General features: G+C 53.3%; 6 protein-coding genes and 2 pseudogenes. 5 read left to right on the forward strand and 3 right to left on the reverse strand.

Going from position 1 to position 8908, the window contains the following annotated elements:
- Window positions 1-51: 51 nt before the first annotated feature.
- Window positions 52-168, reverse strand: a pseudogene (locus tag V7730_RS22790) (hypothetical protein); the annotation flags it as partial.
- A 452-nt stretch (window positions 169-620) separates the two neighbouring features.
- On the opposite strand from V7730_RS22790, the gene V7730_RS20810 reads away from it, so the two are divergent.
- The 3 genes from V7730_RS20810 to V7730_RS20820 all read left to right on the forward strand — a co-directional run bounded on the left by V7730_RS20810 (window position 621) and on the right by V7730_RS20820 (window position 2673).
- Entirely contained in the window at window positions 621-1508 is an 888-nt protein-coding gene (locus tag V7730_RS20810) for a DUF2333 family protein (RefSeq protein WP_335749486.1), read from the forward strand.
- Between the two features lie 31 nt (window positions 1509-1539).
- Window positions 1540-1911: a hypothetical protein gene (locus tag V7730_RS20815; RefSeq protein WP_335749481.1), complete on the forward strand. Its 372-nt coding sequence runs from the start codon at window positions 1540-1542 to the stop codon at window positions 1909-1911.
- A 444-nt stretch (window positions 1912-2355) separates the two neighbouring features.
- Window positions 2356-2673 (forward strand): DUF1476 domain-containing protein, encoded by a 318-nt coding sequence (locus tag V7730_RS20820; RefSeq protein WP_335749482.1) that lies wholly within the window; start codon window positions 2356-2358, stop codon window positions 2671-2673.
- A 202-nt stretch (window positions 2674-2875) separates the two neighbouring features.
- On the opposite strand, the gene V7730_RS20825 is transcribed toward V7730_RS20820, so the two are convergent.
- The gene (locus V7730_RS20825) at window positions 2876-3589 is read right to left on the reverse strand and encodes an IS6 family transposase (RefSeq protein WP_335749483.1); all 714 of its coding nucleotides are present in this window, start codon (window positions 3587-3589) and stop codon (window positions 2876-2878) included.
- 62 nt (window positions 3590-3651) lie between these two features.
- On the opposite strand from V7730_RS20825, the gene V7730_RS20830 reads away from it, so the two are divergent.
- Complete coding sequence (locus tag V7730_RS20830) at window positions 3652-4014, forward strand: transposase (RefSeq protein WP_335749484.1); 363 nt, start codon at window positions 3652-3654, stop codon at window positions 4012-4014.
- Window positions 4015-5383: 1369 nt separating this feature from the next.
- Entirely contained in the window at window positions 5384-7006 is a 1623-nt protein-coding gene (locus tag V7730_RS20840; RefSeq protein WP_335749485.1) for an MFS transporter, read from the forward strand.
- A 619-nt stretch (window positions 7007-7625) separates the two neighbouring features.
- Here V7730_RS20840 and V7730_RS20845 read toward each other — a convergent pair.
- Window positions 7626-8717, reverse strand: a pseudogene (locus V7730_RS20845) (arginase family protein).
- Window positions 8718-8908: the final 191 nt, after the last annotated feature.

Raw genomic sequence — 8908 nt, forward strand, 5'->3', positions numbered from 1 at the left:
GATGCATCTTAGCCAAGCCGCAAAACTGTCCTAAAAAGCAGGACCACTTCACTAGGAGGCGCAATCCTGTGAGGCGGCTACCTTTTGACCCCATGGCGGTAGCTTGTTGAGCCGGTTAACGCTGTGCTCATGGATGCGGTCAAGGAGGTCAGCGGGGTAGGCTTGCGGGTCGAGGCCGTTTGGCGCGCTTGGTCAGGTTGTTATCGATACCCAGACAGCAGTCCTCAAGAAACAGCGTGAACGATGGCCTTCAGTGCTCCGATCAGTGATTGCGCCTTGGCGTCCGATACGCAGGGCATTCTCGAGGGAGTGATGGGTTTCACAAACGGTTTCTCTGCGGCATCCACTTCTCCAACGAGTTTCCTTTCCGAACCAATATAAAAACGCGGGTGTCGTCACTTTCATCCCTACTTAGAAAATAGATTCTCCATCCCTCGTTCCTGTCTGATTTCTAGGGATGAAACCCGGTGCCAGCGCGTTTGTCTTGTTAGATACGCAAGGAGGCAATAGAAGTGATTTCAACTGAGCAAACCACAACTGTTCCGTATGATGCCGAGACTGCCGGACGCCGGTCGTGGTTGCGGTTCAGGCCGCTCCCTAGTTGGCGTAACTTGAAAGTTGTGATTGCGGCGCTTTTGCTTGGGGTAGCAGCCAATTACGGTGTCCTCGGTCCGATGACCCATAATATCGATGCCAATCCTGAATTTCAGGCCACCGTGGTCCCGGAGAATGGCAGTGCTGCAGTCGCAACCGCCGCCGCACTGATGGATCGCGAACTGAACCTGCATGGCTGGACTCCCAACGATCAGTGGTTCGCACCGACCGGGCTTCTAGACAATATGCCCAACTTTCAGACTGGCGTAGTCAACGCCGTTGGCCGCTTTAGCTTTGAGATGCTCGACCAAATTGGGCGGAGGAGTGGTTCGTCCAGCGCCGATCCCGATCTTGAGCGTGCATCAGGGTTCTTGCAGTACCCGCCCTATATCTGGGTGTGGGAGCCATCACGCTCTTTCTTGCCCTCAGTCCCTTCCGAAAACCAGTACCGCCAGGGTCTCGAAGCACTCGAACGCTACAACGCCCGCCTTGCGCGCGGTGAGGCTATTTTCGAGCGACGCGCTGATACGCTCGCCGCGGCGCTCTCCCGCATCTCTGACGATCTCGGATCGCAAACCTCACAGATCGTGCGGGCTCAAGACACTGGAAGGTGGATTTTCAGCCGTACCGCCGACGACGTGTTCTATCGGAATAAGGGGATGCTTTACGGTTATGACGTCATCCTTACGGCATTGGGTAAGGATTTTGCTCGGGTGATCCAAGAGCGAAACCTTGGCCCGATTTGGGAGCAGACGCTAAATAGTCTGCGGCAGGGATCGCAACTTCGCCCGCCCATTGTGCTGAACGGCAGACATGACCGATCCATCTTTGCCAATCACCTCGCTCTCCAGGGTTTTGCCATGAAACGCGCAATCCTGCAGCTCAATGAAGTGGTCAGTGTGCTGGCCATCTAATCCAGCCCAACAATCAAAGGAGAACTTTCCTATGTTCAAAAAACTTTTCAGCACTGATCGTGCAATGACGCCTGACAACGTATCCGCAAACCAAAGCCGCGGGCTGGGCACCTTGCAAATGGCCTATGCCGACTGGCGTTTCGGCAATGACGTTGCCGCTATTGTGGTTGCATTCAACCGTCTGTCCAACCGTCGATTACACATGATCGGCCTTCGACGGGAAACACTATTCGATTCCGTTGGAGAAATGATGGTTCACGCCGAGGAAGAGCGCGAAATTGGTCTGGAGATTGTGGCGATAATAGACATATCCGCAAACAAAGATCTTCTCTGTGATGATGCTCTGCTTCCTGCCGAATTCCCAAAAGAAACAGAAACCGCAGTTCAGAAAAGAGACACATAACCAAGCCCCAATTGCACCCCACTTTGGCGCCGGTAAGACCATCACCAGTTGTTCGGACGCGTGAACACGGCCTGCCTTGCAGTCCAATCCGTTTCCTTCGACCATCTCTCAACTCTGTGGGCGAAGCCACTCAAGATCAAAAGGAAATTCGAATATTAACACGATGCAGCTTGGTCGCTTAAGCAAACATCGTAAGCAGATCGAAACGGCGGCCAAGCCTGCCCAAAAATGACTACGTGCTGATTACATACCTGTTTTTCCAATTGATATTCTATTCGCACCAATGATCCGTGAGGTGCCAATCATGAATATACTTCCGGAGTTTCAACCGTCAGTACTGAGCAAAAATATTCCACGTTGCGGACAATTCCAATGCGTAGCTTTAAACCTGACATACACCATCCCAATTCTTCACAAACAACCACCAATCTAGGGAGACACTAAATGGCCACATTCAACGACCGTGAAAAAAGCTTTGAAAACAAGTTTGCTCACGATGCGGAACTGCAGTTCAAAGCTGATGCAAGGCGCAACAAATTGCTGGGTCTCTGGGCGGCGCAGCTGCTGGGAAAATCAGGGGATGACGCTGCCAGCTACGCGAAAGCGTTGGTCAAATCCTATCTCGAAGAAGCAGGACACGAAGCTGTCTATCGCAAATTGTCAACTGACTTGGGCAACAAAGCAGATGAAGCGACAATTCGTGCTAAGATGTCCAGTCTGACGGTTGAAGCTAAAGCACAGATTATGTCTGAGCAGAGCTAATGAGGGAATTTCGCAAAGACACCCACCTTAAACCATTGACCACCAAGTGGAACACGCGTCATTAGACTGTAATATAACTTGCACCCCTGAAATGTTTGGCGTCAATTTATATTCAAGAGGCATTTGGCGGTCCGGCAATGAGCTGTTCAAACGGTATCGTCAAGTTGTTGCCACTAGCTTGAGTTTAGCGGACTAGACGGATTCACCCAGCCGAGATTTCACAAGTAATATCGTGCCAGATTGCGAAAGCATCTGACCGGGCATGGCGGTGGGATCTGGCATTTAAGCGATGACGGCGAGGCCGGAAAAGAACGTTAATTTGATCGTGCGCGGATAGAAATTGTTGTGCGTGTCCGGCTGATTTGAAACGGCTCATCACCCGTTCTCGCCGTCGGGTAGGTTTGTGCGAAACCTCGGCCTGATTATTCAAGCCCTTGTGACTACGATGCTCCAAGCCCGGAACTAATCCCCGCTTTGCGGCACCGTAGGAACGCAGCTTGTCAGTGATCAACACCCTTGGCACGCCGTACTGCTTCATCAATTTACGCATAAAACGTTTAGCAGCCTTCGTATTTCGGCAACTTTGCACAAGGATTTCCAGCGCATTGCCGTGTTGATCCACCGCACGCCACAGCCAGTGTTTCTTGCCACGGATCGAAATTACAACTTCATCTAAGTGCCATTTATCGCCTACCGACGGCCGGTCTCTGCGTATTGATCTGGCATATTGACGGCCAAACTTTATCACCCAAAAGCGTACGGTTTCATGGCTGACGATGATCTCGCGTTGCGCCAACAAGTCTTCAACATCACGCAAACTCAGGCTAAAACGAAAGTACAGCCAAACAGCGTATTCGATGATTTCTGAGGGAAAGCGATGGCCTTTGAAGCCGGGAGAATTCTTGCGCTTAGTCATGCCAAGCGTCTAAATCCGTATGGAACAGCCGTCAACTTGACGATACCGATGAGACCATAGGCTTGCCCGAAGACGTCCGTGAACTCGCCCAAGTGTACCTCGCCCAGATCGAAGGTCTCAATGTTCAGGTTACGGCGCTGGATCAGAGGATGAAGGGTGCTGCTAAAGAAGCTGAAGCGGCACGGCGGGCCCAGACCATGCCGGGCGTGGGGCCAATCACAGCATTAGCAATTGAGACCTTCGCACCTGATCTGAACTGCTTTCGCCGAGGTCGGGATTTTGCGGCATGGCTGGGGTTGGTTCCTAAACAGAACTCGACGGGTGGCAAACCTCGCCTTGGTAAGACCTCGAACCCTCTCGGGACCATGCTTCGCATGACCCTGACGGGCAATGGATGGGTCAACGCGACATTCGCCGGTTGCTGATCTCTGGTGCAATGGCTGTTCTTCAGGCAGTTGAGCGTTTCGGAACGCCGCATAACACTTGGTTGATAAGTATGTTGGAGCGTAAGCCCCGCATGCTCGTCGCCGTTGCATTGGCGAATAAGATGGCGCGTGGTCTGTGGGCCATGGTGACGAAGCAAGTGGACTACCGAACCCCGGCAGCGATGGCATGAGCGCAATGCGCCGTGTATCGCGCCCCGGGACTTGAGTGTGTGAGGAGATCGATGAACAGTAAGGGAAAATGATCGGAAAGATCCGGACCAGACAAAGCAGTCTTTGTGCAGGAGCCTATGAACTCGATTTGTTGATCTGCCTTTGGTTCGCGCATCGCCATACCGGCCCGCGGCTGTATCAACCGCTGCAACAAGAGGCCTGATACATGACCGCATCCGATCACACACTCAAACCGTTCAGAAATCTCTTGCACCAACGGGGGCATCCATACATGCACAAATAGGGCGAAGGGCGTTCTTCCCCCGGCAATGTCAACTTAATGGACTTGGTCAAAAATTAGCTCAGGTTGAGTCTTTATGTGGCCTTGATTTGGAGTGTGAGGCCGCCTCAAATTGCATGGGCGTCAGTTCTGGCGTGGCGACAGGAAGTAGCGGATAGGGTGTGACGGCGAGGGGGGAAGATGATTTGAACTTGATCATGGGCGGCGAGAAAACGCTGGGCTTGGCTAGGTGAATTGAATCCACCTATAGTCTTTTATCGTCGACGAGTAGGCTGATGAGAATCGTTGGATCGATTCTTCATCCCCTGTGCGGTCCACGTCACGCCAAAGCCAATATTTCAAGCCTCGAATGGAAATGACCACCTCGTCAAGATACCACTTATTTGATGGCATCGGCAGTCTCGGCGAATGGCCTTCGCATATCTTCGACATCACGAAGGCGCATAGCAAACCGAAAGTAAGTTCACACAGCGAGGGCGATGATCTCGGGACGAAAACGATGTCCTGTGAAAGGCCCGGGTTACTTAGCTTCTGTCATTCCGACCAATATGATTTCAGATCAGTACCTTCAAATTGACGGTGCCGTATCAGGTCTGGTGTCGCTCGCCTCAGAATTTACAGATACCATTTCAAGTAGGTGGGGCAGGGCGTTTGAGCAGTCCCACTTGAGTGGTCTAATTTGAAAGCAGTTTTACGGCCGACCTTTGGTGCATCGGGAAGATGTGCCTCATGTGTGGTTGCGGGAAAAGATTATTGTCTGCTTTAGCTCGTCAAAGACGCCGCTAACAACTTAGGTTGATTTTCAATGAGGTTCTAGCATTGTAAGGTCATGTGAAACCCCCAGTGACTGGCATCTCGCAGGACTGATGGATCACGCATGGGAAATGGGAAACACCGATGCCCGACCGCACTTCACCGCTGATACTATTCCGGAACCAGACATTTCGTTCTCTGTGGATTGCTGCTCTTGCGTCAAACTTCGGTGGGCTGGTGCAGGCGGTGGGGGCGGCTTGGCTGATGACATCGTTGTCAGACTCGCAAAGCATGGTGGCGCTGGTACAGGCGTCAGTGACGCTGCCAATCATGGTGTTTTCGCTATTGGCAGGTGTCTTCGCAGACAATTTCGACCGCCGCCGCGTAATGCTGATTGCACAGACATTCATGTTCGGGGTGTCGTTAGTATTGACCTTTTTGGCCTTCAACGGTTGGCTAACGCCTTGGTTGCTGCTGTCGTTTACCTTTCTGATTGGTTGCGGCACAGCGCTGCACAATCCGTCGTGGCAGGCGACGATGGGTGATATCGTTAGCCGCGAGGAGCTGCCGGCGGCGGTGTCACTTAATTCCATGGGGTTCAACCTGATGCGCAGCGTTGGCCCGGCGGCGGGTGGGGCTATCGTAGCTATTGCCGGGGCGGCGGCGGCCTTTGCGGTAAACGCGCTCAGCTATGTTGCGATTATTTTAGCGCTGCTACGCTGGAAGGCACCGGAGCGCGATACCCATCTACCGCGCGAACCCATGGGTAGCGCCTTTTCTGCGGGGCTGCGCTATGTGGCGATGTCGCCAAACCTTTTGCGGGTGATCTTGCGCGGGTTCTGGTTTGGCCTGTCCGCCATCGCGTTGTTGGCGCTGCTGCCGGTGGTGGTACGTGAGACGCTGCAGGGCACGGCGTTTGTCTATGGGGTGATGCTAGGGGCCTTTGGCATGGGGGCGGTAGCGGGGGCGATGCTGAATGCCCGCTTGCGCGAAACGTTCCAAAACGAGATTATTGCGCGCGGCGCATTCCTCGCATTTGGGGGCAGCTGTACTGTACTGGCGCTCAACACCAACAGCTGGGTCGCGGGGGGCGCCCTGGTCGTGACAGGAGCCAGCTGGGTGCTGGCGCTGTCGATGTTCAACGTAACCATTCAGCTGTCCACCCCGCGTTGGGTGGTAGGTCGGGCACTGGCGCTTTATCAAACGGGCACTTTTGGCGGCATGGCTGCGGGCAGCGTGATTTGGGGGATGACGGCAGAACGATACGGCCCCGGACCCGCGTTGCTGAGTGCTACCGCGCTGCTGATCGTCGGCGCGCTGATGGGCCTGAAACTGCCCTTGCCCGAGTTTTCCAGTCTCAATCTCGATCCGCTTAACCGGTTCAAAGAACCCGAAACGCTCTTTGACCTGAGTTATCGCAGCGGTCCGGTCCTGGTGATGGTGGACTATGAGATAGCGCCTGAGGATGTGAACGAATTCCTTGCTGCTATGCGGCAGCGGCGGCGGATTCGAATCCGCGACGGCGCTCAACAATGGACGTTGCTGCGTGACCTACAATACCACGATCACTGGAGCGAAAGCTATCATGTGCCAACTTGGGGTGAATATGTGCGCCATAATGAAAGACGCACGAACGCCGATGCGGCCCTGTCCGATCAGTTGCGCAAACTGCACCGGGGAGAAGGCGATCCCGTTGTCCACCGGATGATCGAACGCCAGACCGTGCCATTGCGCGATGATCTCTCGCTCAAGGCGGTGAGAAACTGAAATCGCCAATCTACGGATATTAACCTTCGGCCCAAACCTCGCCCGCACTTTTTGATAAATGATTTGTGACACAGCTGGGGTTGCGGCTCCGGCATGTGCAATATGGTCTATAGGGCATCGTCAAGTTGTTGGCCGCATCTGTTCTGGATGCTAAATCTAATGAAAATTCCAACCATATGCATTCACTATCTAGACCAAATACTCAGCTGAAATGGTGGTAGGATATCGCCGGTTTCACGCTACATAAACTGACGATACTAAGTTGGAAATGCCGTATTTTGGGTTCGTCGTTCTCGGATTTCCTCATAGTCAGCGCCCGCTCGTATCAAATATCGCTTTTAGCGCGATTTCTCTTATAGAAGGGTCGTTAACGGGGAATAGCGAATAGGGCACAATGTGTTCATGGGCACCCTGGATCAAGACAACCCATCGGGCCCCGCCCTATATTTTGTGGTATCCAACTTAATCACCCGGATGGGAGGGCAGGGACTATTTCTACCAACCTGAACAATGCCCATCAGCTAAGTGACGGGAAGCAGTCATCGGAGTCTTAGTCTGAACCGATTAACAGAAGTGGGGGGCGTTAGCCGCGCCCCGCGGACTTTCGCTGCATTTGCTCCTATGTCTGCTTTGAGACGTTTTGTTGCCGTGCAATGATACCCATGGTCGCCGCCACCAGTCTTGAGACCGTCAAACCACCAATGCCGTCGATATCCACCTCCGGCAGGATCTCCACGAAAGCGACTGCTGCAATTTTTCCTCGATCTGCCACTGCAGAAATAAGGTCCAGCACTTGATAGTAACTTAAACCGCCTGGTGAACGTCCGATTGTGTTTGGGGCAATCGCTGGGTCCATGGCGTCTATGTCAATACAAAGAATGACATTCGCGCCAATTTCAATTTGATCAATTGCCGACTGCAAACCGTTTCGGTGTACATCTGGCCCAGTGAAGAACTTTGCGCCCCAAGCCACGGCATCTTCAAAATCCGAGGAATAACCAGAGCCGATTCCGCGTGCTCCGACTTGGATGATCTGTTTGATGTGATCCATCTCTGATGCGCGTCGCATCGTCGAGGGCAACCCCATTGTTTCGCCCATATGGCTTTCTCGCTAATCGATATGCGCGTCGATCTGCAAAATGGTGAAAGACTTTTTGGTGTCGCCCAAGGCCGCAAGCATCGGAATAGGCACAGAGTCGTCGCCACCAATCAGAATTGGCACCACGCCACGGCACGCTATTCTGGAAATGGCATGACGTATGCGGTCGCGGTTTGCAGCAAAATCGGTATCGCTCCAAGGGAGATTACCGCAATCGACTGCACGCTTGGTGCCTTCAGGAAATATCGGTCCGCCGAGATCGAAGTTGTGTCGATCGACGTTCGCCGTCAACGACCCTATCGCCTTTCGTAGCGAGTCTGGTCCGTTTTTTGCATAGGCACCAACCGATCCGTAAGGTGTCGCGCATGGTGCGCCAATGAACGCCGACGACGCATCAATCTTGTTGAAATCGGTACATTCCTCCAGGCCCAGAAAGGTTGTTGTTTCTGTGGCGCCAAATAGAGCGGCTAGATCAGGTTTCTCGTTCAAGGTCGTTCGTCCTTTATTAGAGATTGGAATGTTCGCTGCCGAGCGTCTCGACACGCCGAACTGTAGCCCGCGAACAGTGCCAAGGATAGCCCGGCAAACGCGTAACCGACGCTGTGCGGCCATTCGTTCATGCTGCGGTATCCGTCACAACGGGCTCGATCCGGACGTTAGACTTGGCCATGTCGTCTTCGAGCCGAAGCTCACCAACACGAAATACGGACACGCCCTTTAATAAGCGGGACGTTGCTCCTTTTGCGCCGACCTGTGAAGTGGTCCGGCAAAATTGGACAGCGTGCTAAGATGTATCCAACCCG

It is taken from the genome of Sulfitobacter sp. (genome assembly GCF_036961165.1).
Lineage (GTDB): Bacteria > Pseudomonadota > Alphaproteobacteria > Rhodobacterales > Rhodobacteraceae > Sulfitobacter.

Excerpts from the sequence above, each read along its gene's own strand:
- V7730_RS20815 (WP_335749481.1), top strand. The coding sequence starts at position 1,540 with ATGTTCAAAAAACTTTTCAGCACTGATCGTGCAATGACGCCTGACAAC.
- V7730_RS20820 (WP_335749482.1), top strand. The coding sequence starts at position 2,356 with ATGGCCACATTCAACGACCGTGAAAAAAGCTTTGAAAACAAGTTTGCT.
- V7730_RS20825 (WP_335749483.1), bottom strand. The coding sequence starts at position 3,589 with ATGACTAAGCGCAAGAATTCTCCCGGCTTCAAAGGCCATCGCTTTCCC.
- V7730_RS20840 (WP_335749485.1), top strand. The coding sequence starts at position 5,384 with ATGCCCGACCGCACTTCACCGCTGATACTATTCCGGAACCAGACATTT.